29 protein-coding genes, 5 tRNA genes and 1 pseudogene are annotated in these 25,762 nt (G+C 59.3%); 23 read left to right on the top strand and 12 right to left on the bottom strand.

The genetic code is table 11. The features are described from left to right. Nucleotides 1-14: 14 nt before the first annotated feature. On the top strand, nt 15-962 hold the full coding sequence (gene ispH / locus ACI77D_RS11795) for a 4-hydroxy-3-methylbut-2-enyl diphosphate reductase (RefSeq protein WP_064450638.1): 948 nt from the start codon (nt 15-17) through the stop codon (nt 960-962). Here the strand turns inward: ispH and ACI77D_RS11790 are convergent. Then, nucleotides 916-1,497, bottom strand: coding sequence for a GspH/FimT family protein (locus ACI77D_RS11790; protein WP_064450639.1), 582 nt, complete (start codon nt 1,495-1,497; stop codon nt 916-918). The two genes, ispH and ACI77D_RS11790, sit on opposite strands and share 47 nt — an antisense overlap. A 205-nt stretch (nt 1,498-1,702) precedes the next feature. Between ACI77D_RS11790 and pilV the strand changes: the two genes are divergently transcribed. The 5 genes from pilV (at nt 1,703) to thiO (ending at nt 5,015) form a co-directional block, all read left to right on the top strand. Next, nucleotides 1,703-2,188 (top strand): type IV pilus modification protein PilV, encoded by a 486-nt coding sequence (gene pilV / locus ACI77D_RS11785; RefSeq protein WP_064450640.1) that lies wholly within the window; start codon nt 1,703-1,705, stop codon nt 2,186-2,188. Beyond that, nucleotides 2,185-2,892: a PilW family protein gene (locus tag ACI77D_RS11780; RefSeq protein ID WP_407016600.1), complete on the top strand. Its 708-nt coding sequence runs from the start codon at nt 2,185-2,187 to the stop codon at nt 2,890-2,892. The genes pilV and ACI77D_RS11780 overlap by 4 nt, the downstream gene beginning before the upstream one ends. A 7-nt stretch (nt 2,893-2,899) precedes the next feature. Further along, nucleotides 2,900-3,430, top strand: coding sequence for a PilX N-terminal domain-containing pilus assembly protein (locus ACI77D_RS11775; RefSeq protein ID WP_407016599.1), 531 nt, complete (start codon nt 2,900-2,902; stop codon nt 3,428-3,430). Between the two features lie 11 nt (nt 3,431-3,441). Further along, nucleotides 3,442-3,843 (top strand): type IV pilin protein, encoded by a 402-nt coding sequence (locus tag ACI77D_RS11770; protein ID WP_221293910.1) that lies wholly within the window; start codon nt 3,442-3,444, stop codon nt 3,841-3,843. A 62-nt stretch (nt 3,844-3,905) separates the two neighbouring features. After that, on the top strand, nt 3,906-5,015 hold the full coding sequence (gene thiO, locus ACI77D_RS11765) for a glycine oxidase ThiO (protein WP_221293911.1): 1,110 nt from the start codon (nt 3,906-3,908) through the stop codon (nt 5,013-5,015). Here the strand turns inward: thiO and ACI77D_RS11760 are convergent. Further along, nucleotides 5,002-5,235 carry a PP0621 family protein gene (locus ACI77D_RS11760; protein WP_064450644.1) on the bottom strand — a complete coding sequence of 78 codons (234 nt, stop codon included), beginning with the start codon at nt 5,233-5,235 and terminating at the stop codon, nt 5,002-5,004. The two genes, thiO and ACI77D_RS11760, sit on opposite strands and share 14 nt — an antisense overlap. Before the next feature lie 125 nt (nt 5,236-5,360). Further along, on the bottom strand, nt 5,361-6,386 hold the full coding sequence (locus ACI77D_RS11755) for an outer membrane protein assembly factor BamD (protein WP_128588599.1): 1,026 nt from the start codon (nt 6,384-6,386) through the stop codon (nt 5,361-5,363). 149 nt (nt 6,387-6,535) lie between these two features. Here ACI77D_RS11755 and rluD point away from each other — a divergent pair, with 149 nt between their 5' ends. From rluD to ACI77D_RS11720, 7 genes are all read left to right on the top strand, one after another. Continuing rightward, nucleotides 6,536-7,498 carry a 23S rRNA pseudouridine(1911/1915/1917) synthase RluD gene (gene rluD, locus ACI77D_RS11750; protein ID WP_053254302.1) on the top strand — a complete coding sequence of 321 codons (963 nt, stop codon included), beginning with the start codon at nt 6,536-6,538 and terminating at the stop codon, nt 7,496-7,498. Further along, entirely contained in the window at nt 7,495-8,220 is a 726-nt protein-coding gene (pgeF, locus tag ACI77D_RS11745) for a peptidoglycan editing factor PgeF (RefSeq protein ID WP_064450646.1), read from the top strand. Before rluD ends, pgeF begins: the two co-directional genes overlap by 4 nt. Nucleotides 8,221-8,367: 147 nt before the next feature. Continuing rightward, a complete protein-coding gene (gene clpB / locus ACI77D_RS11740; RefSeq protein WP_053254304.1) occupies nt 8,368-10,932 on the top strand; it encodes an ATP-dependent chaperone ClpB in 2,565 nt (854 codons plus the stop codon). Between the two features lie 303 nt (nt 10,933-11,235). Continuing rightward, nucleotides 11,236-11,311, top strand: a tRNA-Asn gene (locus ACI77D_RS11735). A gap of 10 nt (nt 11,312-11,321) precedes the next feature. Then, a tRNA-Pro gene (locus tag ACI77D_RS11730) sits at nt 11,322-11,398 on the top strand. A 5-nt stretch (nt 11,399-11,403) separates the two neighbouring features. Further along, nucleotides 11,404-11,479: transfer RNA gene (locus ACI77D_RS11725), tRNA-Lys, on the top strand. Between the two features lie 93 nt (nt 11,480-11,572). Further along, nucleotides 11,573-11,649: transfer RNA gene (locus tag ACI77D_RS11720), tRNA-Pro, on the top strand. A 177-nt stretch (nt 11,650-11,826) separates the two neighbouring features. Here ACI77D_RS11720 and ACI77D_RS11715 read toward each other — a convergent pair. From ACI77D_RS11715 to ACI77D_RS11705, 3 genes are all read right to left on the bottom strand, one after another. Beyond that, nucleotides 11,827-13,125: an NAD(P)/FAD-dependent oxidoreductase gene (locus ACI77D_RS11715; RefSeq protein WP_064450647.1), complete on the bottom strand. Its 1,299-nt coding sequence runs from the start codon at nt 13,123-13,125 to the stop codon at nt 11,827-11,829. A gap of 60 nt (nt 13,126-13,185) precedes the next feature. Beyond that, complete coding sequence (locus tag ACI77D_RS11710; protein WP_064450648.1) at nt 13,186-13,359, bottom strand: DUF3094 family protein; 174 nt, start codon at nt 13,357-13,359, stop codon at nt 13,186-13,188. A gap of 89 nt (nt 13,360-13,448) precedes the next feature. Then, entirely contained in the window at nt 13,449-14,078 is a 630-nt protein-coding gene (locus ACI77D_RS11705) for a DUF1780 domain-containing protein (RefSeq protein ID WP_053254334.1), read from the bottom strand. 191 nt (nt 14,079-14,269) lie between these two features. Here ACI77D_RS11705 and ACI77D_RS11700 point away from each other — a divergent pair, with 191 nt between their 5' ends. Together ACI77D_RS11700 and ACI77D_RS11695 are read left to right on the top strand one after the other, a co-directional pair. Next, nucleotides 14,270-14,959, top strand: a complete 690-nt coding sequence (locus ACI77D_RS11700) for an energy-coupling factor ABC transporter permease (protein ID WP_064450649.1) — start codon at nt 14,270-14,272, stop codon at nt 14,957-14,959. 64 nt (nt 14,960-15,023) lie between these two features. Next, nucleotides 15,024-15,239: a hypothetical protein gene (locus tag ACI77D_RS11695; protein ID WP_064450650.1), complete on the top strand. Its 216-nt coding sequence runs from the start codon at nt 15,024-15,026 to the stop codon at nt 15,237-15,239. Here ACI77D_RS11695 and yacG read toward each other — a convergent pair. Genes yacG through ACI77D_RS11675 form a run of 4 tightly spaced genes read right to left on the bottom strand, consistent with a single transcriptional unit; the run spans nt 15,236 to nt 18,124 of the window. Then, nucleotides 15,236-15,436: a DNA gyrase inhibitor YacG gene (gene yacG / locus ACI77D_RS11690; RefSeq protein ID WP_064450651.1), complete on the bottom strand. Its 201-nt coding sequence runs from the start codon at nt 15,434-15,436 to the stop codon at nt 15,236-15,238. The genes ACI77D_RS11695 and yacG overlap by 4 nt on opposite strands. Beyond that, complete coding sequence (coaE, locus tag ACI77D_RS11685; protein WP_064450652.1) at nt 15,433-16,056, bottom strand: dephospho-CoA kinase; 624 nt, start codon at nt 16,054-16,056, stop codon at nt 15,433-15,435. The genes yacG and coaE overlap by 4 nt, the downstream gene beginning before the upstream one ends. Continuing rightward, nucleotides 16,053-16,919, bottom strand: coding sequence for a prepilin peptidase (locus tag ACI77D_RS11680; RefSeq protein WP_407016598.1), 867 nt, complete (start codon nt 16,917-16,919; stop codon nt 16,053-16,055). The genes coaE and ACI77D_RS11680 overlap by 4 nt, the downstream gene beginning before the upstream one ends. After that, on the bottom strand, nt 16,916-18,124 hold the full coding sequence (locus ACI77D_RS11675) for a type II secretion system F family protein (RefSeq protein WP_407016597.1): 1,209 nt from the start codon (nt 18,122-18,124) through the stop codon (nt 16,916-16,918). The genes ACI77D_RS11680 and ACI77D_RS11675 overlap by 4 nt, the downstream gene beginning before the upstream one ends. 202 nt (nt 18,125-18,326) lie before the next feature. On the opposite strand from ACI77D_RS11675, the gene ACI77D_RS11670 reads away from it, so the two are divergent. The 3 genes from ACI77D_RS11670 (at nt 18,327) to ACI77D_RS11660 (ending at nt 19,337) form a co-directional block, all read left to right on the top strand. Next, nucleotides 18,327-18,740: a pilin gene (locus tag ACI77D_RS11670; RefSeq protein ID WP_221296037.1), complete on the top strand. Its 414-nt coding sequence runs from the start codon at nt 18,327-18,329 to the stop codon at nt 18,738-18,740. Between the two features lie 64 nt (nt 18,741-18,804). Then, nucleotides 18,805-18,877 (top strand) — tRNA-Thr (locus tag ACI77D_RS11665). A 154-nt stretch (nt 18,878-19,031) separates the two neighbouring features. Next, nucleotides 19,032-19,337, top strand: coding sequence for a DUF6388 family protein (locus tag ACI77D_RS11660; protein WP_221293915.1), 306 nt, complete (start codon nt 19,032-19,034; stop codon nt 19,335-19,337). Nucleotides 19,338-19,397: 60 nt separating this feature from the next. Here the strand turns inward: ACI77D_RS11660 and nadC are convergent, their stop codons facing one another. Continuing rightward, nucleotides 19,398-20,246, bottom strand: coding sequence for a carboxylating nicotinate-nucleotide diphosphorylase (gene nadC / locus ACI77D_RS11655; RefSeq protein WP_064450657.1), 849 nt, complete (start codon nt 20,244-20,246; stop codon nt 19,398-19,400). A 245-nt stretch (nt 20,247-20,491) separates the two neighbouring features. Between nadC and ACI77D_RS11650 the strand changes: the two genes are divergently transcribed. The 5 genes and pseudogenes from ACI77D_RS11650 (at nt 20,492) to ACI77D_RS11630 (ending at nt 25,038) form a co-directional block, all read left to right on the top strand. After that, a complete protein-coding gene (locus ACI77D_RS11650) occupies nt 20,492-22,666 on the top strand; it encodes a DUF1631 domain-containing protein (RefSeq protein ID WP_407016596.1) in 2,175 nt (724 codons plus the stop codon). 43 nt (nt 22,667-22,709) lie between these two features. Then, the gene (ampD, locus tag ACI77D_RS11645; protein ID WP_064450659.1) at nt 22,710-23,273 is read left to right on the top strand and encodes a 1,6-anhydro-N-acetylmuramyl-L-alanine amidase AmpD; all 564 of its coding nucleotides are present in this window, start codon (nt 22,710-22,712) and stop codon (nt 23,271-23,273) included. Beyond that, a complete protein-coding gene (gene ampE / locus ACI77D_RS11640; protein ID WP_064450660.1) occupies nt 23,270-24,106 on the top strand; it encodes a regulatory signaling modulator protein AmpE in 837 nt (278 codons plus the stop codon). Before ampD ends, ampE begins: the two co-directional genes overlap by 4 nt. Before the next feature lie 153 nt (nt 24,107-24,259). Further along, nucleotides 24,260-24,482: pseudogene (locus ACI77D_RS11635) on the top strand (methyl-accepting chemotaxis protein); the annotation flags it as partial. Nucleotides 24,483-24,609: 127 nt separating this feature from the next. Then, entirely contained in the window at nt 24,610-25,038 is a 429-nt protein-coding gene (locus tag ACI77D_RS11630) for a hypothetical protein (protein ID WP_407016595.1), read from the top strand. Here the strand turns inward: ACI77D_RS11630 and ACI77D_RS11625 are convergent. After that, the gene (locus tag ACI77D_RS11625; RefSeq protein ID WP_221293928.1) at nt 24,985-25,761 is read right to left on the bottom strand and encodes a TatD family hydrolase; all 777 of its coding nucleotides are present in this window, start codon (nt 25,759-25,761) and stop codon (nt 24,985-24,987) included. The two genes, ACI77D_RS11630 and ACI77D_RS11625, sit on opposite strands and share 54 nt — an antisense overlap. Nucleotide 25,762: the final 1 nt, after the last annotated feature.

The following is a 25,762-nucleotide window of genomic DNA, read 5'->3' as shown; positions in this document are numbered from 1 at the left end:
ACACGAGGCACAGCATGCAAATCAAACTCGCCAACCCCCGTGGCTTCTGCGCTGGTGTGGACCGGGCGATCGAAATCGTTAATCGCGCCCTGGAAGTCTTCGGGCCGCCGATTTACGTGCGCCATGAAGTCGTCCACAACAAATTCGTGGTCGAAGACCTGCGAGCACGCGGCGCTATCTTTGTCGAAGAACTCGACCAGGTGCCGGACGACGTTATTGTCATCTTCAGCGCCCACGGTGTGTCCCAGGCCGTACGTACCGAAGCGGCCGGCCGTGGCCTGAAAGTATTCGACGCCACCTGCCCGCTGGTGACCAAGGTGCACATCGAAGTCGCGCGTTACAGCCGTGACGGTCGTGAATGCATCCTGATTGGCCACGCTGGCCACCCGGAGGTCGAAGGCACCATGGGCCAGTACGACGCCAGCACTGGCGGCGCCATCTACCTCGTAGAAGATGAAAAAGACGTCGCCAACTTGCAGGTACAAAACCCCGAGCGGCTGGCCTTTGTGACGCAAACCACCTTGTCGATGGACGACACCAGCCGAGTGATCGATGCCCTGCGCACACGGTTCCCGGCCATCGGTGGTCCGCGTAAGGACGACATCTGCTACGCCACGCAAAACCGTCAAGACGCGGTCAAGCAACTGGCCGATGAATGTGATGTCGTGCTCGTGGTCGGCAGCCCTAACAGCTCCAACTCCAACCGCTTGCGCGAACTGGCTGAGCGCATGGCTACCCCGGCGTACTTGATCGACGGCGCTGAAGACATGCAGCGCAGCTGGTTCGACGGTGTTGAACGTATCGGCATCACTGCGGGTGCCTCGGCCCCTGAAGTCCTGGTGCGTGGCGTGATCCAGCAACTGCAGGCTTGGGGTGCCACCGGTGCCGATGAGTTGGCCGGTCGTGAAGAGAACATCACGTTCTCCATGCCCAAGGAGCTGCGAGTCCGCTCGTTGCTTTAAATGCCAGGTTGCCGGAATGATTTCGGCACAATGCCTGCTCGGTGGGTTCACTGCGCAGGCTGATGCGCCCGCTGGGGGCCAGCACCAGCTGGAACAGGCTTTGCGCCTGGTCCGCGTCGCATACATGCACAGTACCAGCGCGAAAGCCTCCTGCTGAAAACACCGGTTCGCCCAACCCGCTGAAGCGCACCTGGCTCTTGACCGGCCCATTGCCTACGATCGGTATTTTCCCTCCGTCCTGACGTTCCAGCAGCACCGGGTTGTTGTCGTCCAGGACGCCGCGTCCGCTGACGTCCAGAATCACTCGCCATCCCAGGCTCCAGTTCTCATCCCTTGCATGAATCACCACCGCACGATTGCGGGTAATGGCCTCGGTGCGTGCATAACGCAACCCGGCTGCCAGGGCGTTGACAGCCGTTTGTCGTTGCTGCGATTCAAGAAACCCCCTGAAGCTGGGTACTGCGAGGTTTGTCAGGATGCCGCTCAGCACCAAGCCGAGCAGCAGTTCGATCAGCGTGAAGCCGTGTTGTCTCATAGGCCGTCCCTCCGTGGACGTGTTCAGTCTTTCAATTGATAGGCATAGGTATAGCCCCCGGCTCCTCGCGCTGAATGATGGCATTCATGTCCAAAGTATTTCCCTTTGTTCCGATAGCAGCGCCAGCCAAAAACCGGCGCTAGTCTTGGGCCGCACAGCAGCTGTTTTGCTGTTTTTTCAGCCTTCGACAGGGATGACGACGGTAATGCTTGTTCGCCCGAACACAAACGCTGCCCCCTTTTTGCGCAGGCACCAATCCGGCATGACGCTGATCGAGGTGCTGGTGGCGGTGCTGATTCTTGCGGTTGGCCTGCTCGGCGCCGCCGTGATCCAGCTCAATGCACTCAAGCACACCGACAGCTCCAGGATGATCAGCCAGGCCAGTTTCATTGCCTACGACATGCTGGACCGGGTCCGCGCCAACTCGGGCGCCGATTACTCATGGGGTCTGAGCGAAGGTGCACCCTCCAGTACAGTGACCTCCAGCGTACGCGACCTGGACCTGCATGATTTTGAAGCCAATATCATCGGGTTTGCCGGAGCGAGCGCAAAAGGTTCTGTCGTGGTCAGCGGCAGCGAGGTGACCGTCAGTATCAGTTGGGACGACGCCAGGGCAGCGAACAGCAGCGGCGCACGGGAAACGTTCATCCTCACCAGTCGCGCTGCCAGCGAGCCGGGGGTGGCGCAATGATTCGCTTGGCTCGGGGTTTCAGCTTGATGGAGCTGTTGCTGGCGCTGGCTGTCGGGTTGGTGCTGGTACTCGGGGTCAGTCAGGTCGTCATCAGCGCTCGATCCATCCACGCCAGCCAGCAGGCCGCCATGTTGCTGCAGGATGATGCACGGTTTGTGCTGGGCAAGATGATCCAGGATATTCGCCAGGCGGGCATGCTGGGCTGCCTGGCCACGGCCTATATCGATAACGCACCGCCAGCGTTTGATCGCCCCGTTGGCTGGAGTTCGGCGAGCAGCTCAAGGTCACTGACGCTGGTCACTGCCGATGCGGCAGGTGACGGCGGCAAGCCTGACTGGACGATACTGTCCGATTGCACCGGCACAGCCCAAGCCTATGCGGGCAGCTCACCACAGCCTGCGCCCGGGCAGACTCGATTTGCGATACGCCAGCTCACCTACACCTTTGAGGCGGGGCAGCTGAAGGTCAGTACGCCGGCAGCGCCGGCCAGGATTGTGTTGGTGGATAACGTACAGGCGTTCGACATCAGTTTTGGTGTAGCGGCCAAACCCGGCTCGACTCAAGTCGTGCGCTATGACGCCAGCCCCGCTGATGAAACGTTGATACGCAGTGTGCGCATTCAAATGACGCTTCGAGACCCGACCGGGCGAGTGAAGGATCAGGCTTACAGCGTCGTGGCGGCGCTGCGTAATCGGGTGGGGTAGGGCGATTATGTTGAGTTATCGCGGCTTTTATCGACGGCAGACGGGCATGGTTCTAATGATCAGCCTGGTATTTCTATTGGTCTTGTCACTGATCGGCCTGGCCTCGATGCAAGGGGCCATGTCCCAGCAAAAGATCGCCAGCGGCGTCTGGCATCGAAATCAATCATTTCAAAGCGCTGAAAGCGGCTTGCGGCTGGGTGAGTCGGTCGTCCGGCACGCAGGTGCGATGCTGCCGTTGTGCCGGTCGATCAGCCGCTGTGTACCGCCGCAGGAGTCGTTTTCGGTAGTGGGCGCCGGGGGAAATCCTGTTTCAGCGGTTAGTTGGGTAGCCTTGAAGGGCGGGGTGTATGGCATTCAATCGTTGGGGGCCGGCGCAGGGCTGGTGGGTCTACCGCCTGAAACAGTCGCCGCTTTGTACCGAGTGACGGCGGTTGGGCTCAGCGGGCAATCGCGCACGGTTCTGGAGACGGTATATGCACGGGTAAACCAAGGAGGAGGCCCAGGATTTCGTCGGGTTTTATGGCGGCAACTTCAATAAGGAGCGTATCAATGGGCAAGGATTGCCAAGGTTTCACCCTGATCGAGTTACTGATCGCTGTAGCGATCATCGCGTTTCTGGCCGGTATCGCTTACCCCGGGTATACCGGCCATGTAAAAAAAGCCTATCGCGCAGAAGTCGTTGCGTTGTTGGCCGAGCAAGTCCACTACCTGGAACGCTTTTACACGCGTAACGGTACTTTTCTTGATGCAGGCAACGTCAGTGCGGGCAATGATCACTATAGAATCAGCGCTGCATTAAACCCTCAGGCATTCAGTCTGGTGGCCACGCCTGCCGTCGGCTCAGTGATGGCGGGAGACCCTTGCGGTGCATTCAGCCTGACCAGCTCCGGTGTGCGCAGCAATCCGGGTGCGGCACCTGAAATGTCGCGCAAGGCGTGCTGGGGGCAATAATGAGAGTGCTGGATGATTGGGCGCCGGGTGCGCTTTTCCCTTTTTATCGGCTGGATCAAATGATGGCTAAGCAACAGAAAGTGGTGATTGTCGGGGGTGGAGTAATCGGGTTGTTGACGGCCTTCAACCTGGCCACCCAAGGGCAGGCAGTCGTGCTGCTGGAGCGCTCCGGGCTTGGCCAGGAGTCTTCCTGGGCGGGCGGCGGCATCGTTTCACCGCTTTATCCATGGCGCTACAGCCCGGCAGTCACCGCTCTGGCCCACTGGTCCCAGGATTTTTATCCACAACTGGCGCAGCGCTTATTCGCCGCTACGGGTGTTGATCCAGAGGTTCACACCACGGGCTTGTACTGGCTGGACCTGGAGGATGAAGCCGAAGCACTGGCCTGGGCTGCCCGAGAAGGCCGGCCGCTGAGCAAAGTGGATGTGTCTGCCGCCCATGATGCTGTGCCGGTGCTCGGTGGTGGTTACTCCCAGGCGGTCTATATGGCGGATGTGGCCAATGTGCGCAACCCGCGCCTGGTCAAATCCCTCAAGGCGGCGTTATTGGCGCTACCCGGCGTGACCGTTCATGAGCAGTGCGAAGTGCACGGGTTTGTTCTTGAAGGTGACGACGTAGTGGGTGTGAATACGGCCGCCGGGCAGATTCTTGGCGATCAGGTGGTGCTGGCCGCCGGTGCCTGGAGCGGGGAGTTGCTGGGCAAGTTGGGGTTGTCGCTACCCGTGGAGCCGGTCAAGGGGCAAATGATTTTGTACAAATGTGCGTCGGATTTCTTGTCGAGCATGGTCCTGGCCAAAGGACGCTACGCAATACCGCGGCGTGATGGGCACATTCTGATCGGCAGTACGTTGGAGCATGAGGGGTTCGATAAAACCCCGACCGAGTCTGCGCTGGAAAGCCTCAAGGCTTCGGCTGTGGAATTGATTCCCGCGTTGGCGGACGCCGAGGTCGTGGGTCACTGGGCCGGTTTGCGTCCCGGGTCGCCGGAAGGTATCCCTTATATCGGCGAGGTTCCGGGTTTCAAAGGGCTATGGCTCAATTGCGGGCATTACCGCAATGGGCTGGTACTCGCGCCAGCCTCCTGCCAGTTGTTCGCGGACCTGCTGCTGGGGCGCGCACCGATCATTGATCCGGCGCCTTATGCGCCAGCAGGTCGGATCAACGCTGGATAGACTTTGGCCCTTGCTCCAGGTGCGCTTGGGTGCAGTACCACGCTTGGCGTGAACTGAGCGCGCGATCCTGCGGCAGATGCACGCCGCAGTGGGCACAGCGCACCATCAAGGCGGCGTCAGGCTCGGCGGAGCGTTGCTGTTTAGCCGCCGGGCTTTTGAATTTGCGCCAGAACCATACCGCGGCAGCAATGACGGCAATCCAGAACAGTAGACGAACCATGATGTGCAGTTTCTCGACAGGGAATGCGCCAGTTTAGCCAAGCGCATGGCAAGCGCACAGCGCAATAATGCTTGCCCACAAAAAAGGGAGCCCAATGGGCTCCCTTTTTGTATCGCGTCGACCTGTCAGTCGAAGATACCGAAGGTCATGTAGCTGAACCACGAACGATCTTCGTTGTTGCCAAGGGCCTGTGGCGCTTCTTCTTCGATCACGTCGCCGTTTGCGTCATGCGGCTTGAGGTCCGAAGGAATGGCTTCCTTGGCATCCTGGAACTGCTTCATCACGTCCTGGTTGGCGCGGGTTTCGCCCGGCGGCAACGGTGGACGGGACTCGATGAGGCCCAAGGTGTACTTGCTCAGCCACGAACGGTTGTCCACTTCGGCAACCTGAGGCACGAACTGACCGTCCTTGAGGCTTGGGTGGTCCGGGTAGTTGAGCTTCAGGGTTTCCAGGCTGGTGGCCGCCAGGGCGTCCAGGTGCAGGCGCTGGTAAGCCTCGGTCATCACGGCCAGGCCGTCACCCACGGATGGGGTTTCCTGGAAGTTCTCCACTACATAGCGGCCACGGTTGGCGGCAGCTACATACGCCTGACGGGTCAGGTAGTAATGGGCAACGTGAATTTCGTAGGAGGCCAGCAGGTTGCGCAGGTAGATCATGCGCTGCTTGGCGTCCGGCGCGTAGCGGCTGTTGGGGAAGCGGCTGGTCAGCTGGGCGAACTCGTTGTAGGAGTCGCGGGCAGCTCCCGGGTCACGCTTGGTCATGTCCAGCGGCAGGAAGCGCGCCAGCAGGCCAACGTCCTGGTCGAACGAGGTCAGGCCCTTCATGTAGTAGGCGTAGTCCACGTTCGGGTGCTGCGGGTGCAGACGGATAAAACGCTCGGCAGCAGACTTGGCAGCCTCCGGCTCGGCGTTCTTGTAGTTGGCGTAGATCAGCTCAAGCTGGGCCTGGTCGGCATAGCGCCCGAACGGATAGCGCGACTCCAGGGCCTTCAGCTTGGCTGTGGCGCTGGTGTAGCTATTATTGTCCAAGTCTTTTTGAGCTAATTGATACAGCTCGACTTCGCTCAGGTTTTCGTCGACGACTTCCTTTGTTGACGAGCAAGCAGCAGTCATGGCGAGGATGGCGATCAGCAGCAGGTGTTTCACTTGCATGGCGGCTTGCGTCCCTATGACGGCCGCTGTCTTGGGCGGGGCCGTCCTGTTATGATGAGCGCCCCGTTGAAAGCATCGGGGCAAAAGACGCCGTATTTAACCACAAGCGCGCAGCCGAAACCAAAGGCTGTGCCACGCCTAGTCTGAGCATGTCCGATAAAATTGAACTTCGCGCAGAGGTGCCGTCCGAATTGGGCGGCCAACGCCTCGATCAAGTCGCCGCACAATTATTCGCTGAGCACTCGCGCTCGCGCCTTTCCGCCTGGATCAAAGACGGCCGCCTGACTGTGGATGGAGCGGTTATCCGCCCGCGAGACATAGTCCATGGCGGTGCGATTCTTGAGCTGACTGCCGAGCAGGAAGCCCAGGGAGAATGGGTCGCTCAGGACATCGAGCTGGACATCGTCTATGAAGATGACGACATCCTGGTCATCAACAAACCTGCAGGCCTGGTGGTTCACCCGGCAGCCGGGCACGCTGATGGCACCTTGCTCAATGCCTTGTTGCACCACGTGCCGGACATCATCAATGTCCCGCGCTGCGGCATCGTGCACCGCCTGGATAAGGACACCACCGGCTTGATGGTGGTGGCCAAGACTATCCAGGCCCAGACGCAGCTGGTCACACAATTGCAGAGCCGCAGCGTCAGCCGAATCTACGAGTGCATCGTGATCGGCGTGGTGGTGGCGGGTGGCAAGATCAACGCCCCCATCGGCCGTCACGGCCAGCAGCGCCAGCGTATGGCGGTGATGGAAGGTGGCAAGCAGGCCGTCAGCCACTACCGTGTGCTGGAGCGTTTCCGGTCCCACACTCACGTGCGGGTCAAGCTGGAAACCGGTCGTACGCACCAGATTCGCGTGCACATGGCGCACATTAATTTCCCGTTGGTCGGAGATCCGGCCTACGGTGGTCGCTTCCGTATTCCGCCGGCGGCCAGTGTGACCATGGTTGAATCGCTGAAATCCTTCCCGCGCCAGGCCTTGCACGCACGCTTCCTGGAGCTGGATCATCCGACGAGTGGTAAGCGGATGAGCTGGGAATCGCCTCTGCCGGACGATCTGGTCTGGTTGTTGTCGCTGCTCAAGCAGGATCGTGAGGCGTTTATCGGATGAGTGACTGGCTGATTCCTGACTGGCCTGCGCCGGCTCAGGTTAAAGCCTGCGTCACTACCCGTGCGGGCGGCGTCAGCTTGGCGCCGTTCGACAGCCTTAATCTGGGTGATCATGTCGAGGACAGCCTTGAGGCTGTTCTTGAAAACCGTCGCCGTCTTACCGACGCATTCCACATTCAGCCTGCCTGGCTGCGCCAAGTCCACGGGATAGCCGTGGTTGAGGCTGACCCATCGCGCATCGCAGAGGCCGATGGCAGTTGGACCAGCACGCCGGGTATCGCCTGCACATCCATGACCGCCGATTGTTTGCCCGTGTTGTTCTGCAACCGAGCCGGCACGCGTGTGGCCGCCGCTCATGCGGGTTGGCGTGGCTTGGCGGCGGGTGTGCTCGAAGCCGCCTTCGAAAGCCTGGCGGCCGAACCCGGCGAAGTGTTGGTCTGGCTGGGCCCTGCCATCGGCCCGCAGGCCTTTGAAGTCGGCCCGGAAGTGCGTGAAGCTTTTATGCAGCAACTGCCGGTCACTGCCGAAGCCTTTGTTCCAAGCCACAATCCCGGCAAGTACATGGCTGACATCTACCAACTGGCGCGCCTGCGCCTGGCCGCACGCGGTGTCACGGCAGTGTATGGCGGCGGTTTTTGCACCGTGACCGACCCCCGCTTCTTTTCTTACCGGCGCAGCCCTCGCACCGGTCGGTTTGCCTCCCTGATCTGGCTTGAGCGCTAGACTCTCCTGATCCGGGTCATTGCTGATCCATATCAAACATTGCTCGCTTGAATCCGCCAGAATCCACCCCATCTATAAGGGTATCTGGCAGGTTTCTTCATTCAGGATGTGTTTACAGCTCCGGCCTGCTCAAAAGGAAGGTGACTAATGCGTATTGATCGTTTAACCAGCAAATTGCAGTTGGCCTTATCGGATTCCCAATCCTTGGCGGTGGGCCTCGACCACCCGGCCATCGAGCCTGCGCACTTGATGCAGGCGCTCCTTGAACAGCAAGGTGGTTCTATCAAGCCCTTGCTGATGCAGGTGGGCTTTGACATCAACAGCCTGCGCAAGGAGTTGAGCAAAGAGCTCGACCAACTGCCGAAAATCCAAAATCCTACCGGCGACGTGAACATGTCGCAGGACTTGGCGCGCCTGCTCAACCAGGCTGATCGCCTGGCCCAGCAGAAAGGTGATCAGTTCATCTCCAGCGAACTGGTGCTGCTCGCCGCAATGGACGACAACAGTAAGCTCGGCAAATTGTTGCTGGGGCAGGGCGTGAGCAAGAAAGCCCTGGAAAACGCCATCAATAATCTGCGTGGCGGCGAGGCAGTCAATGACCCCAATCATGAAGAGTCGCGCCAGGCTCTGGACAAATACACCGTCGACCTGACCAAGCGCGCCGAAGAAGGCAAGCTTGACCCGGTGATCGGCCGTGACGACGAAATTCGGCGCACCATCCAGGTGCTGCAACGTCGTACCAAGAACAACCCGGTGCTGATCGGCGAACCTGGTGTGGGTAAAACCGCTATTGCTGAGGGCCTGGCCCAGCGCATCATTAATGGTGAGGTGCCGGACGGCCTGAAAGGCAAGCGCCTGCTGTCCCTGGACATGGGATCGTTGATCGCCGGTGCCAAGTTCCGTGGCGAGTTCGAAGAGCGCCTGAAATCCTTGCTGAACGAGCTGTCGAAGCAGGAAGGGCAGATCATTCTGTTTATCGACGAACTGCACACCATGGTCGGCGCCGGTAAAGGCGAAGGTTCAATGGACGCCGGTAACATGCTCAAGCCGGCCTTGGCGCGCGGCGAGTTGCATTGCGTTGGCGCAACCACGCTCAACGAGTACCGCCAATACATTGAGAAGGACGCGGCACTTGAGCGTCGCTTCCAGAAAGTGCTGGTGGAAGAGCCGAGCGAAGAAGACACCATCGCCATCCTGCGTGGCCTCAAAGAACGCTATGAGGTCCACCATAAGGTGGCGATTACTGACGGCGCGATCATTGCGGCGGCCAAGTTGAGCCATCGCTATATCACCGATCGCCAGTTACCGGACAAGGCTATCGACCTCATCGACGAAGCGGCCAGCCGTATTCGCATGGAGATTGACTCCAAGCCGGAAGTGCTCGACCGCCTTGATCGTCGCCTGATTCAACTGAAAGTCGAATCCCAGGCGCTTAAGAAGGAAGAGGACGAGGCAGCGAAAAAACGCCTGGAGAAACTTCAGGAAGAAATCGTCCGTCTGGAGCGCGAGTATTCGGATCTCGAGGAAATCTGGACCTCGGAAAAAGCCGAAGTGCAGGGTTCTGCGCAGATCCAGCAAAAGATCGAGCAGTCCCGTCAGGAGCTGGAAGCCGCACGCCGTAAAGGCGACCTGAACCGCATGGCCGAATTGCAGTACGGGGTGATCCCGGATCTGGAACGCAGCCTGCAGATGGTCGACCAGCATGGCAAGAGCGAGAACCAGTTGCTGCGCAGCAAGGTGACCGAGGAAGAAATTGCCGAAGTGGTCTCCAAGTGGACCGGCATTCCCGTGTCGAAAATGCTTGAAGGCGAGCGCGACAAGTTACTGAAGATGGAAAGCCTGTTGCACCAGCGCGTCATCGGGCAGGAAGAGGCGGTGGTAGCGGTGTCCAACGCGGTACGACGTTCCCGTGCCGGCTTGTCCGACCCGAACCGTCCGAGCGGCTCGTTCATGTTCCTCGGCCCGACCGGCGTGGGTAAGACCGAGCTGTGCAAAGCCTTGGCCGAGTTTCTCTTCGATACTGAAGAGGCCATGGTGCGGATCGATATGTCCGAGTTCATGGAGAAACATTCGGTGGCTCGCCTGATAGGCGCACCACCAGGCTACGTGGGCTACGAGGAGGGCGGTTACCTGACCGAGGCTGTGCGGCGCAAGCCTTACTCGGTGATCCTGCTGGACGAGGTCGAGAAGGCCCACCCGGATGTGTTCAACATCCTCTTGCAGGTGTTGGAAGATGGCCGTCTGACGGACAGTCACGGGCGTACCGTGGACTTCCGCAATACGGTGATCGTGATGACCTCCAACCTGGGCTCGGCGCAGATCCAGGAATTGGTGGGGGATCGTGAAGGCCAGCGTGCGGCCGTGATGGATGCGCTGACCTCGCACTTCCGTCCGGAATTTATCAACCGGGTGGATGAAGTGGTGATCTTCGAGCCTCTGGCGCGGGATCAGATCGCGGGCATCACCGAGATCCAGTTGGGTCGTCTGCGTAGTCGCCTGGCCGAGCGTGAGCTTGACCTGGAACTGAGCAGCGAGGCGTTGGACAAGCTGATCGCGGTCGGTTACGACCCGGTGTATGGCGCACGGCCACTTAAACGTGCGATCCAGCGCTGGATCGAAAACCCACTGGCACAGTTGATCCTCTCGGGCAGCTTCATGCCAGGCACCCGCGTGACGGCCACGGTGGAAAACGACGAAATCGTCTTCCACTAAGCCCGGCCTGTAAGGTTATTAGAGACGGCCTCGCATTGCGGGGCCTTTTTTTTCGATAGGGCGTTGAACTGTAAGGCAAAGGCTTGTAAAGTGCGCCCCGCGGCAACGTCAGCCCACGGGTTTCTTCTCCCCAAGGAGAAATCAGAAAGAAGCGCAAATCATTGTCTTAAAAGCAATTTAAAGGGTTGACAGGGGTTTTTAAGATTGTAGAATAGCGCGCCTCAGAGACATGAACGTAGCGATACGGACAAGCCGAAGAGAAGGTTACAAAGTAGTAAAAGTTGTAAATTTGAAATATGTAGTTCCGTGATAGCTCAGTCGGTAGAGCAAATGACTGTTAATCATTGGGTCCCAGGTTCGAGTCCTGGTCACGGAGCCAATTTCAAAACCGGGGTATAGCGCAGTCCGGTAGCGCGCCTGCTTTGGGAGCAGGATGTCAGGAGTTCGAATCCCCTTACCCCGACCATTTTTGGGTCGTTAGCTCAGTTGGTAGAGCAGTTGGCTTTTAACCAATTGGTCGTAGGTTCGAATCCCACACGACCCACCATTTTTGAGACCAGTTAACGCTGGAATCGAATCTTAAGATCAGAGGCCAAAAGCGCTGATCGAAGAAGGCGACTGAAAGGTCGCATTTTTTTTTCGGGGTATAGCGCAGTCCGGTAGCGCGCCTGCTTTGGGAGCAGGATGTCAGGAGTTCGAATCCCCTTACCCCGACCATATTAAAAATCCTCGTATCGAAAGATACGGGGATTTTTTTTGTCTGCTGAAAAGCTAAGGCAGCACGCAAAAAAATGTGGGAGCGGGCTTGCCTGCGATGGCGTCTTATCAGCTTGTATATCTTGTGCTGATCTACTGCCATCGCGGGCAAGCCCGCTCCCACACTGCTGCGTGTTATTAGTGCAATTTGAGCCTAGGCTCAGTCCCGCGCCCAATCTTGCTGCCCAGCATCAGCATCGCCGTGCGGAAAAAACCGTACAGCGCGACTTGGTGCATGCGGTACAGCGACACATAGAACATCCGCGCCAGCCAACCCTCGAGCATCACACTGCCGGTCAGGTTGCCCATCAAGTTACCCACAGCCGAGAATCTCGACAGCGAGATCAGCGAGCCGTAGTCGGTGTACTTGTAGGACGGCAGGTCCTTGCCGTCGATTCGCAATTTCAGCGATTTGGCCAGCAATGACGCCTGCTGGTGAGCCGCCTGAGCGCGTGGTGGCACATTACGGTCGGTGCCCGTTTGTGGGCAGGCAGCGCAGTCCCCGAAGGCGAAGATGTTTTCGTCGCGGGTGGTCTGCAGTGTCGGCAACACCTGCAATTGGTTGATGCGATTGGTTTCCAGCCCATCAATGTCCTTGAGGAAGGCCGGGGCGCGAATGCCGGCAGCCCACACCTTCAAGCTGGCAGGAATGACCTGGCCGCTGCTGGTGATCAAGGCATCGGCCGTCACTTCGCTGACCGCCGAGTTGGTCAATACCGTCACCCCGAGTTTCTCCAGGGTTTTATGCACAGGGCCGCCAATCCGCTCGGGCAGCGCAGGCAATACCCGCGGGCCGGCTTCGATGAGGGTGATGTGCATGTTTTCCGGTTTGATCCGGTCCAGACCATAGGCCGCCAGTTCGTGAGCGGCATTGTGCAGTTCAGCGGCGAGTTCCACGCCCGTTGCTCCGGCGCCAACGATAGCAACGCTGATTTTCTCTTCCACATCGGTCTGGCCGGCGTGGGCGCGCAGATAGTGGTTGAGCAACTGCTGGTGGAACCGCTCGGCCTGTTTGCGGGTGTCGAGGAACAGGCAGTGCTGCGCTGCGCCCTCGGTGCCGAAATCGTTGGTGGTGCTACCGACCGCGATCACCAGGCTGTCATAGCCCAGTACGCGCGCGGGCACCAACTCACGGCCTTCTTCATCAAGGGTGGCGGCCAGCTGGATTTTCTTCTGTTCACGGTCAAGGCCGCTCATGCGCCCCAGTTGGAACTCGAAGTGGTTCCATTTGGCCTGGGCGACATAATTGAGTTCGTCTTCCGAAGAGTTCAGCGAACCGGCAGCCACCTCGTGCAGCAGGGGCTTCCAGATATGGGTCAGGTTAGTGTCCACCAGCGTGACGCTGGCGGTTCCGCGCTTGCCCAGAGTCTTACCCAGGCGGGTAGCCAACTCCAGGCCGCCGGCGCCGCCGCCGACGATAATAATACGATGGGTCATGGGGATATCTCGCAAGGCTAAAAGAAATCGGAGCAGTTACCCTCGCGAGCGCCAGGCAGCTCATAGCGTCAGGTAACTCAAAAGGCGGCTCAGCAGACCAAGGCCGATCACCGCCACCAGCACCACACCAAGGAGCAGCCAAGGCCGGAAAGGCTTGCGCTCGACTCGGTTTTGGGAGAGTTGCAGGTACTCTTCGACATGCTGTTGGTCATCGGGGTTCAGGCGGCTGGTCATAAAGGCCTCGTCAGGTAGACGTTGCAAAAGGGCGCCACGTTACAGTCAGGGGATTGGCGGTCTCGCCACAAGCGTAGCCTGTGCCCGCGTCACAGGCTGATGCCTACGTCGAATACTATGCTGCGCCCCAGGTTGTTGCGCAAGAAGTCCGGTGCGTCCGGGTGGGCGAACAGCACGCGGGCAAAGGTGGGGCCTACCAGTGACAGCGAGCGCCAACCCTGGCGCAGGTATTCGGTGGGCGGCGGGAAATGGCTGTTGAGGTCCAGCACTTCACGTTTGAGGCTGGTGAAGGCAATGAGATCCAGCTCGCCCAGGTCCATCCCGCGTTCCTTATAGTTATGGGCTTTTTTGCGCAGCGTCGGCGCCAGGCGCAGCAAGAACTCATGGGCGGGGATGCGACGCGGCTTGGCCTCGCGACGCACCAGTTGGCTCAGGGAAAACGCACTGCGTCGGCGCAGCAACTCATCGCGCCATTCGTCGTTCAGGCGGCGGCCCTCATCCAGCACGAAAAACACCTCGAAGCTGGCGTCGCGAAACAACACGTCAGGCGGCTCTTGCCCCGCGGGGTGAAATTCCTCGGCGCGGTAGGGCACATTCAAGCCTTGCAGCAGGCGCTGGCAGACCCAACGCTCACGCTCCCATTTGCGGGCATTGGACAGGAACGCGTTGGCTTGTTCGGCCGCTACGGTGAGCAGGCGCAGATAATCTGAGTCATCCATATTTGCAGCTTAGCGTTCAAATGATGACCACAGGAAGTCTTGCTTTAAAACAGCGGTGTAGACTGGCTACTCGACCGTTATGCCGAGCAGGGAGAGTGTGCTGTGAAGTTTTTTGCGGTGTTGTTGCTAAGTCTGCTGCCCGTTTTGGCCCAGGCCGCCGAACTGCATGAGGCACTGGAGCAGGTGAAGCCGTGATCAGCGCCGCCGTACTGGCGCCGGAAACCCTTGGCATCGGCTGGCTTTTGTACGCGCCGCTGGTGATGTGGGCGATTTTACGATCGCCGTGGGTTGAGCTGTTTGCAGACCGCAGGCGCCAGCATCTGCTGTTTGGTACGGTGTTCGCGCTCTTCATGTTGTGGCTGGTGCGCCGGGATTTCGATACCGGTGTTTCCTACCACTTTATCGGCATGACCGCTGTGACCCTGCTACTCGACTGGCCTTTGGCAATCGTCGGTGGGTTAGCGGCTCAGTTGGGGTTGGTATTGCTGGGGCGCCAGGACTTGGCCGCCGTGGGTATTAACGGCCTGCTGTTGATCGTGTTGCCGGTGCTGGTCACGGAAGGCTGTGCATGGCTGGTAGAGCGTGCGCAGCCACGCAACCCCTTCGTCTATATCTTCTGCTCCGGCTTTTTTGCCGCCGCGCTGTCGGCACTGCTCTGCCTGTTGGCCGCATTGGGTCTGCTGTGGTTCGACGGCCGTTTTGCAATGCCGGAATGGCTGGAAGACTTCGTCGGTTACCTGTGGCTGATCATTTTCCCCGAAGCGTTTATCAACGGTATGGTCATTAGTGCCCTGGTGGTGTTTTGCCCTGAGTGGCTGGAGACATTCAATCGCACGCGCTACCTCTCGGCACCGTGGAAGGACGACGATTCGCGGCGTTGACCCAGATCAAATCCCATGCAGGCGCACAGGCTCATTCTTTGCAAAATTTCCGGGAGCAACGATCATGAGTGTGTACGAGTGGGCACGGCAGGAATTGCGCAGAAGCCAGGACGCAGCACAGGAAGTCGGTTTTGACCCCGGCTTGACCCTACGCGCCATGCTCAGCGCGGTGGTGCAGCAGAGCAAGGGCGTACGCAGTTTTGAAGACTTGGCCGACGAGCTGCAATACCTTGCAGAGAATCTCGACGACCAGCAGGAATATGCCTTTATGCGGCCTTAATGGCGCAGCGGCAGATCTTCAGAGAACAGTTCGTCCTCTGCATCCGGGCTGACCGGAATCTTGTGTTCTTCCGACGCCCAGGCACCGAGGTCGATAAGTTTGCAACGGTCCGAGCAGAACGGCCGGTTGGGGTTGGTCGCTGTCCATTCCACGGGGGCACCGCAGGTTGGGCATTCGACGGTCAGGGGTTGGCTCATGATCGGCCTCCACGCAAAGTAAGGTAAAAGTGGTGCAGTCGCTCGACCTCGCTGTGCAGCCATGCGAGGTCCTGGTCATTGACCAGCACGTCATCGGCATGGTTCAGGCGGTCTTCGCGGCTGGACTGAGCCTTGAGGATCGCCTGCACCTGATGTTCGCTGATGCCGTCGCGCTGCAGGGTACGCTGAATCTGCAGTGATTGCGGCACGTCTATCACCAGGATGCGCTGGGTCATGCTGTACTGGCCGGACTCGATCAGCAGCGGCGACACCAGAATCGCGTAAGGCGAACGCGCGCGCGCCAGATGGCTGCGAATCTCCTCGCCAATCAACGGGTGCAGCAAGGCTTCCAGCCAGCGGCGCTCCTCAGGTGATTCAAAGATCAGCTTACGCAACGCGGCGCGGTCGAGTTGGCCGTCGGGCAGAAGCACGCCGGCACCGAAATGCTCGGCGATCCGCGCCAGTGCCGGCCGGCCGGGCTCGACCACCCAGCGGGCGGCATGGTCGGCGTCGACCGAATCAATGCCCAGGTCGATAAAGTGCTGGGCGGCTGCGCTTTTGCCGCTGCCGATACCGCCAGTAAGGCCAAGAATCCAGGGTGTTGCGACAGAAGTGGTCATCTGAAACCGACAGACTGCAAATAGAAGTCGGTTATTTGACCACCCCAGAGCAATGCAATCCAGCCGGCAATTGCCAGGCACGGGCCAAACGGCATCGGCATCGACGCCTGGGACCTGCGCAAGCGCATCAGGATCAAGCCGGCGAGCACGCCTAGCAGCGATGAGATCAGTAGCGTCATCGGCAGAATCTGCCAACCACCCCAGGCACCGAGCAGGGCCAATAACTTGAAGTCGCCATAGCCCATGCCGTCCTTGCCGGTGATCAGCTTGAACAGCCAGAACACCGTCCACAGGCTCATATAGCCTATGACTGCGCCCCACAGCGCATTGGGCAGCGTCGTCAACACGTCGAAGCTATTGAGGATCAGCCCGAGCCATAGCAGCGGCAACACCAGAACGTCCGGCAACAGTTGATGATCCACGTCGATCAGGCTCATGGCCAGCAACCCCCAGCTCAACACCATCACCGCGCCAGCTTGCCAGCCGAAACCAAAATGCCAGGCAACCATAGCTGAGCCCAGCGCGCAGGCCAGTTCGGTGATGGGGTAGCGGCTACTGATAGGTTCACGACAATGGGCGCAACGGCCCCTGAGTATCAGGTAGCTGAGCAGCGGGATATTTTCCCAGGCACGAATCGGCTGGTCGCAATGCGGGCAGCAGGAGTTGGGGTGTATCAGGTTGTAAGTGGGGTTCGCGCGATCGGCAGGCAAGCCCAGCACTTCCTGGGCTTGGGCACGCCATTCGCGCTCGAGCATCTTTGGCAGACGCCACACCAGCACGTTGATGAAGCTGCCGACGATCAGGCCCAGAGCGAGCGCCATCCCGATAAAGACCCATGATTGTTCGCTGGGCAGCAGGCTCAAAATGCCGACCCCAGCTGGAAGACCGGCAGGTACATGGCGATCACCAATGCACCGACAATGCCCCCCAATATCACCATGATGAGCGGCTCCATCAGGCTGGTGAGGTTGTCGACCAGATTCTCCACGTCGGCCTCAAAATGCTGGGCAACTTTTTCCAGCATGCGGTCCAGGGTGCCCGATTCTTCACCGATCGCTGTCATCTGGATCGCCATGCCGGGGAACAGGCCGCTATGCGCCATGGAGTGATTCAACTGCATGCCTGTGGATACGTCTTGACGCATCTGTTCGATCGCCTTTTTGAACAAACCATTGCCTGTCGCACCCGCCACGGAATCCAGGGCCTGCACCAACGGTACGCCCGCTGCAAAAGTCGTTGAAAGTGTACGGGCGTAGCGGGCAACGGCGGATTTTCTCAGCAGTGTGCCTGCCAGGGGCACCTTCAACAAACCGCTATCGAGGCCGTGACGAAAACCGGGGGAAGCCCGATAAGCCTGGCGCAGCCCGGCAATGGTAGCGCCCAGGCCCAGCGCGACCATCCACCAGGCGTGTTGCAGGAATTCGGACAGGGCAATGACCTTCAAGGTAAAGCCTGGCAGCTCGCCGTCGACCCCGCTAAAAAGGCTCTGAAACTGCGGTACCACGTGGATGAGCAGGATTGCACTGACCAGGCAGGCGACCACGATGACTGCGCAGGGGTAGGTCATGGCCTTTTTGATTCGCGCCTTGAGCTGCTGGCTTTTTTCCAGGTGTACCGCCACCCGCTCCAGCAAGGTTTCCAGGGCACCGGCCTGTTCACCCGCAGCGATCAGGTTGCAATACAGTTCATCGAAGTAGCGCGGTTGTTTGCGCAGTGCTGCCGCCAGGTTGTTCCCGGCGGCGATCTCCTGTTTCAAGCCCTTTATCAGCTCGCGCATCTGTCGGTGTTCGAAGCCTTCGCTGATGATGTCGAAGGCTTGCAGCAGCGGTATGCCGGCCTTCAGCAATGTCGCCAGCTGGCGGGTGAACAGGGCAATATCTGCCGGTTTTATTGGCGGCGCAAAGCTTGGCAGGTGCGAGGTTTTTTTGCGCACGCGGCCGGGGCAGATTCCTTGCTGGCGCAGTTGCGCCTTGATCAGCGCAAGGTTATGGCCTGCGGTTTGCCCTGAGACCCTGCGCCCTTTGCGGTTGATGCCTTCCCAGGCGTAGATCGTTGCAGCTTCATTCATGTCATGTGTCCGCGCACCGTTAGTCGTAGATTTACAGCTTAGTCAGGTGATGGATTCCGGCAGGTCAGCAGTGAAGGATAAAATGTCAGAATGTGCGTCTTGTGCGCGTTTGGCCGCTCGCGGATGAGTACACTGGCGCCGCTGCAAAATGCGGGGCGCAGGACGCGCCTTGATATGGTTTCTATTCTGGAGAGTGAATGTGATGCGTCAGAAAGGCTTCACCTTGATCGAGTTGTTGATCGTCGTGGCAATCATCGGCATTTTGGCCACGATCGGTTTGCCCATGTATACCAAGCACCAGGCCAAGGCCAAGTTTACGGCGGGGTTGGCTGAAGTCTCCGCGTTGAAGGCCGGTTTCGAAGACACCCTTAACCAGGGCACCGTGCCGACACTGGCCTTGATCGGTGGCAGCAGCCCAACCGCCAACTGCACGATCGAGGTGGCAGGCGATGTGGCCACCGGCACCGGTTCCATCCGTTGTGAAATTCTCGATGCGCCCGCTCCCGTGCTGGGCAAGACCATCACGTTGACGCGCAGTGCCACCACCGGCTGGAAGTGTGCAACCACGGCTGACGCTCAATACGTTGCCAAGGGCTGCGGCGCCGACGGAGCATAACGGTTGCTGGGCGGCAGGCGAGTTAGTTGCTGCATGCCCAATGCGGTGCTAGCTTTAGCCCACCGCCCGTGTAGCTCAGCCGGTAGAGCAGCGCACTCGTAACGCGAAGGTCGCAGGTTCGATTCCTGTCTCGGGCACAAAGGCAACACTGTTTTCAAAGGCAACACTGTTTTCAGATGATCCCAGAATGGTTCTGAAGGCCAGACGAGCCGGCATTCATGCCCACTCTTTTGTATCTGCGCAACCTTGATGACCCAGATGCATCCCCATTCCTTGATCTAAGAGAACAACATGACCACACAAGAGATGACCCAGGAAGCGCGTCACGAAGCCGCCCTCAAGAAATACGTGGCGGAGTCGCCGGAACTGCTGGATGAGATCAAGGACCTGAGTGCCGATGATCAAAGGGACCAGATCCAATGGGCATTTGAGGATGAGGCGGAGGCCCAGGGCCTGCAGCCATGGGAACTGAGCCTCAAGTACACCTCCACCCCCGAAGAATTCGAGGCGGCGCGCCTGGCCTTGCACAAGGAGGCTGCCGAGGTACTGGGCGTCGACTGGAATGAGTATTGTGGGATGAATAATCTCGCAATCTAAGTCGCTTTCTGTGTAGGAGCGAGTGGTCCACCCAGTGCGTGCTCGCTCCTACAGAGGGCCTCAGATACTGAGCCGCATCGACAAATCCACGGCTTTAACATCCTTGGTCATCGCACCGATGGAGATGTAGTCCACCCCGGTTTCAGCGATGGGCAGCAGGGTAGTTTCATTGATCCCGCCGCTGGCTTCCAGCTTGGCCTTGCCTGCGTTCAGGCGCACGGCCTCGCGCATGTCATCCAGGCTCAATTCGTCGAGCATGATGATATCGGCACCCGCCGCCAGTGCTTCGCGCAGTTCATCCAGGCTTTCCACTTCGATTTCCACCGGCTTGCCCGGGGCGATTTTGTGGGCGGCCGTAATTGCCTGGGCAATACCGCCACACGCAGCGATATGGTTTTCCTTGATCAGGAACGCGTCATACAGACCGATGCGATGGTTATGGCAGCCACCGCAAGTCACTGCGTACTTTTGCGCCAATCGCAGACCTGGCAGGGTTTTGCGGGTGTCCAGCAGCTTGACCTGGGTGGTGGCGACAAAGTCCGCCAGATACTGCGCACGTGTGGCCACCCCTGACAGCATCTGCAGGAAATTCAGTGCGCAGCGCTCACCGCTGAGCAATGAGCGGGCCGGGCCTTCCAAGTGGAACAGCACTTGATTGGGGCTGACGCGTTCACCATCGGCCACCTGCCAATGCACCGCGACCCGAGGGTCGAGCTGGCGGAATACCGCGTCCACCCAAGCCGTGCCGGCGATAACGGCCGCATCGCGAGTAATGATTGTGGCCTTGGCCAGCCGTTCGGCCGGGATCAATTGTGCAGTGATGTCGCCGCTGCCGATGTCTTCCAGCAGTGCACGGCGCACGTTGGCTTCAATTTCGGCGGTGAGGTCGGCAAGACGGAGATTCGGCATAACAGGCTCCACAAACAAAGTGCCTCGATTATAGGGGCAGTGCGCGTTTGAACCCAGACTCCTATTCATTTACAGGGCAAAGGCAGAGTTTGCTGGCGCAACTACCCTCATTTGCAAGATAATCTCGCGCCTTGCAATTGGCGTCATAGCTTTGACGTCCTGGTGATAACGGGTTTTTTTACAGCGTCCAATTGGGCCTGCCCCCGATCTTTCCCCAACCAACACCGCCGTTTCAGGAGGCCAGGATGCACAATGACGGAAAGGTGGTGCCCATCAACAAGGCACACGCCACGCCATCGCCGCTTGCGCGCCTGCCGGTGGTGTTGCTGCAGGTTCGCGACAAGGCCGCTCAGCAGTTGCAACAAGGTTTGCAGGAACTGTTCGATAACGCCGACGACACCCTGTTCGAAATGGCCGACAAGGCCCGTAGTAACGCTGACCATCACATCTTCTTTGAAGCCATGCGCGACTTGCGCCTCAAGCGCAAGAATTTCGAGCGCGTGTTCATGGCGCAGTTGTTCGCCGCGTTCGCCAATCTGGGCCAGGTTGGGCGGGGCGAGTCGCACTGGCTGCCGGTGGTGTCCTATGACACGGCGACCGGCACGTCCAGTGATGAACTGGAAAAAGCGGTCGCGTTGGCGGCCATGCTCGGTCGAGTGCGGCATCGTGATGGCCTGGCACTGGCGCAACTGACCGCGCGCCTGAGTACATTGCTCGGCAACCCCCTGGATGAGCGCGATAACCCGTTGGGCCCGGCACTGCTTTGTGAATTCTTTTTGCGGGCGGGGCGCAGCTTGGGGGTAGAGATCCGCGTCAAATTGATCATTCTCAAGCTGTTTGAAAAATACGTGCTCAGTGACGCCGACCAACTGTTCGCTGAAGCCAACCAGATACTCGTCGCTACCGGGGTTTTGCCTGAGCTCAAGGCAGTGCCATCACGTCGCCCCGGTGGGCGTGCGGCGCTTGAACAGCAGCGTGAAGGCAGCTTGCCGACCGTCGACCCGCCAGTGGATGAAAACGGCCAGGAAGCCTTCGCTGCCTTGCAGAAATTGCTGGCGGCCGTGCGTGGCAGCGTGGCGCCTACCCTGGAAGCCAGCGCCGAACCTCAGCCCATTGCCACCCGCGACCTGTTGCGCCTGCTCTCTCATTTGCAGCAATACGTGCCGGAACCCGAGGCCGAAGACGACTTCGACCTGCGTAACCAGCTTGAACAGTTGCTCACCCGTGTCAGCGTCAAAAGTGGCAAGTCTCGTGTGGTGGAAGACGCCGATGAGGATGTGATCAACCTGGTCGCCCTGTTATTCGAGTTCATCCTCAATGACAGCACCGTGCCTGATGTTTTCAAGGCCTTGATCGCGCGTTTGCAGATTCCGATATTGAAAGTGGCGATACTGGACAAGAGTTTTTTCAGTCGCAGCAGCCATCCGGCGCGGCGCTTACTCAATGAAATCGCCGCCGCCGCCATGGGTTGGAGCCCGCGCGATGACTCTCCGCGCGACAGCCTGTACCTGCGAACCGAGCAGGTGGTGCAATGTTTGCTGAATGAGTTCGTTGAAGACCTGGCGATTTTCCCCCGGTTATTGGCGCAGTTCACGACCTTTACTGCGGATGAGCAGCGGCGCAGTGAATTGCTGGAGCAGCACACCTATGAGGTCGAAGAGGGCCGTGTGCGTACTGAGGCCGCCCGTCAGCGCGTGGCCGAGCTGCTCAATCGACGTTTGGTAGGCCGGGTGTTACCGCAGGCGGTGGTGCAGTTTCTCCAGCAGGCCTGGAGCCAGGTGCTGTTGTCGGCCAGCCTCAAGCATGGCGAGCAATCGGTGCAATGCCAGGCGGCGGTGCGCACCATGGACGAGTTGATCTGGAGCGTGAGCCTGCAGAAAGACACCGAGGCCGGTCGGCACCTGCTGGAGCAATTGCCCGGGCTGCTCAAGGCCTTGCGCAACGGCTTGACCTGCGTGGCGTTCGATCCCTTCAGCACCCGTGAGTTCTTTGTCCGATTGCAAGCCATGCATGTGCAGTCATTCGAGAGTGGGAGGCAGGACACGCTGATCGAGGTGCGTGAGCCATTCTCACTCAGTAGCGGGTTGCCTGAGCCAATCGCAAGCCTGCCCAGTGATGACCCGCACTTGCTCAAGGCTCAACAATTGCGGATCGGAGGCTGGTTTGAGTTCCAGCAAGATGAAACCCACCGTCTGCGCTGCAAGCTGAAGGCGATCATGGCACCGGCCAACGCCTATATTTTTGTCAGCCGCACGGGGCTCAAGGTCCTGGAGAAGAGTGCCGTCCAATTGGCCTTGGCCTTCAAGCAGGGGGCGATACGCAGTTTGGACGAGGGGCTGCTGTTTGACCGCGCGCTGACGTCAGTGATGGGTAACCTGCGTCAACTCAATCGCGGCAAGTCATCGCAACCGCAGGGCTGAACGCGGCATACTGGTAATACCTCGTCTCATTCAAGGAACCAGTATGCAGTTGGACCCCACCAGCGGTTGGTGCCAGGGTATTCGCCATTGCCCTTCACCCAACTTCAACGAGCGCCCCGCAGGCGAGATCTCACTGTTGGTGGTGCATAACATCAGCCTGCCTCCGGCGCAGTTCGCCACCGGCAAGGTGCAGGCGTTTTTCCAGAACCGCCTGGATGTCACAGAGCATCCTTACTTTGAAAGCATTGCCGACCTACGGGTGTCTGCGCATTTTCTGATTGAGCGCGACGGCACCGTGACGCAATTTGTATCGTGTCTGGACCGGGCCTGGCATGCAGGGGTCTCGAGCTTTGAGGGGCGTGAAGTCTGCAATGACTTTTCCCTGGGTATCGAGCTGGAGGGTACGGATGAGCTACCGTTTACCGATGCCCAATACGCGTCGCTGATCGACCTGACACGTCAACTGCTGGCAGCCTACCCAGGCATTACCCGTCAGCGTATTCGTGGTCACAGTGATATTGCGCCAGGGCGCAAGACTGACCCGGGCCCGGCTTTTGATTGGGCGCGCTTTCGCAGCGCCCTGCAGGATGGAGGACACGCACGATGAGTTTCCTGGTGTTGGTGCTGGCGGTCTGGATCGAGAAGTTCTCGGCCTTGCGTCGGCGGTTACAGTGCGACGGCGGATGGCTGCGTGAGCTGGCCAAACTGGAGTCGAGCCCGCGCATGGGCAAGCGGCCTTGGCTGATTCTGGTACTGCTGGTGTTGTTGCCGGTGGCCTTGCTGGCCCTGTTGCTATTGGTGCTGGAACCCGTGGCTTATGGCTTGTTGGCATTGCCGGTGCACTTACTGGTGGTGATCTATAGCCTGGGGCGTGGCGATCTACTGGCTGGGCTCGGGCCGTTTCGCGATGCGTGGCGGCGCGGTGACTTGCAAGCCGCCGAACACGTGGCCGAGCGGGACCTGAAAGTAGCGGCCGACAATGGCGAGCAACTGCTGGAGCGCGTTCAAGGCCATCTGCTATGGCAGGCTTACCAAAGCTTTTTCGCGGTGATTTTCTGGTATTTCCTGTTGGGCCCGGTCGCGGCCCTGGCCTATCGCCTGCTGGCGTTGGCCAGTGAGCACAGCCAGAACCCTCTGGTCGCCGAACGTGCCGGCCAATTGCGCCACGCGTTTGATTGGTTGCCGGTGCGCTTGCTGGCGGCGAGTTTTGCCCTGGTGGGTAACTTTGTTGCAGTCAGCCGGGTGATGCTCCATGAACTGCTGAGCTGGGATATCAGTGCCGCGCAGTTGGTAGAAAAAGTCGGCCTGGTAGCGGCTGAAATTCCACCGCCGGTGGTGGGGGCTGACGGCATCAACAGTCTGGATCGCCTGTGGGAACTGCTGCTGCGTGCGGCGGTGCTGTGGTATGCCGGGTTTGCCATCTGGACCGTGTTGCCTTGATCGAGTGAGTGCGGTCAAAAATGTGGGAGCAACTGTCTTAACGGTCTTTATCCGTCCATCCTTTCTAAAGACAGCAACGCTCCCACAGCTATGCGCCGTGTAACCACCTTGGGAAATAGCCGCAGCCAGTTTAGGCGGTGTGCTCTTTCCATTCATATCCTCGGTGCCGTGGGCATGATCGTCGACCAGAATCAGCAGATCGCTGTGGCCGTGGAGCAGCAAACTGCCCTTGCCCACGATATCGACCAGAACATTGCCGAGATCAATCGAGCTGGCGAGCATGCGGCTCAGGGCGCCCATCAGACAGAGGCGGCCAGCCGGCAGCTGTCGATGCAGGTGATCGTTGAAGCCATTGATCGAGGCGTTTCGTGTGTAGGGCAAGCGTGTAGGATTTTGGTTTTGTATTGCGTGGCTCCTGTCCTGATTTGTCTGTGTATCTTCTTTGAGCGCCTGGATGGGTGAGAATTTGTTTCAACCCATCACGGTCCAAGGGAGGCACGGCGATGACTGCTGCTACCGGTATCAAAGGGCACTGCGCCCATTGCGACATTACGTTTGCGCTCAAGCCCTGGCAATTGAACGCCATTGCCATTCATGAGCCTTTTGATTGCACGTATTGCCAGCGGATCGTGCAGTTGAACTGCCCCCGGCAACTGCGCCAGTTCAAGTCGCTGGACCATTGGGCGATGGTGCGCCCAAGCATGCTGGTACTCACCTGCGCGGTGTTGATCGTGGCGTTGTTGGCGGAATGGGTGGGGGTGGTCAGCGTGATCGGGCAACTCAATATTTCACTGGTGATGCTGCTGGCCCACTTCCTGGTGCTGCGCTATATCCGTTACCGGCAGCGGCTGACGTTGGATTTGCAAGCGGTCAGCGTGCTACCAACGGAACAACTCGCGCGCATTGCGTGTGCTCGTTTCGGCCAGCAGTGAGGGGCTGATGCCCATGCGCTCAGCCAACGCGCTGCAGATGTCCGGCAAGTGTTGCGGGCTGTTACGCAGGCCGGGGTACATCGCGGGGGCCATATCCGGTGAGTCGGTTTCCAGCACCACGGCCTCAAGGGGCAGTTGAGCGAGCACCTTGTGCATGCGCAGGGCTTGAGGCCAGGTGGCCGCGCCGCCCAGGCCCAGCTTGAAGCCGAGCTTGATGTACTCGCGAGCCTCCTCAACGCTGCCGGCGAATGCATGGATGATACCGCCCCGTGGCAGGCGGATGCGCTTGAGGGTGGCGATCACCGCCGCGTGGCTGCGACGTACATGCAACAGGGCCGGGAGCTGGAAGTCCACCGCCAGTTTCAACTGGGCGTCAAACAGGCTTTGCTGACGTTCGCGATCCAGCTGTTCGAGGAAGTAGTCCAGGCCGATTTCGCCGACGGCGCACAACTGTCGATGGCCGTGCAGGCGGGTCAGCCAGTCGCCCAGTTCGGTCAGGTCAGCGGGGCGATGCGCGTCGAGGTACACCGGGTGCAGGCCGAAAGCGGCGAACAAGCCTTCATCTTCCTGCACCAGGTCCCACAGCCGTTGCCAATTCTGCTGATAGACGCCTAACACCACCATGCGCTGCACCCCAAGTTGGCGGCTGTGGGCGAGGACTTCCCGGCGATCATGATCGAAGTCCGGGAAGTCCAGGTGGGTGTGGGTGTCGATCAGCTCCATG

It is taken from the genome of Pseudomonas sp. O39, from assembly GCF_045447295.1.
Classification (GTDB): Bacteria; Pseudomonadota; Gammaproteobacteria; order Pseudomonadales; family Pseudomonadaceae; genus Aquipseudomonas; species Aquipseudomonas antarctica_A.
The sequence above is the reverse complement of the archived record's forward strand: the minus strand, read 5'-3'. Positions and strand labels throughout refer to the sequence as shown.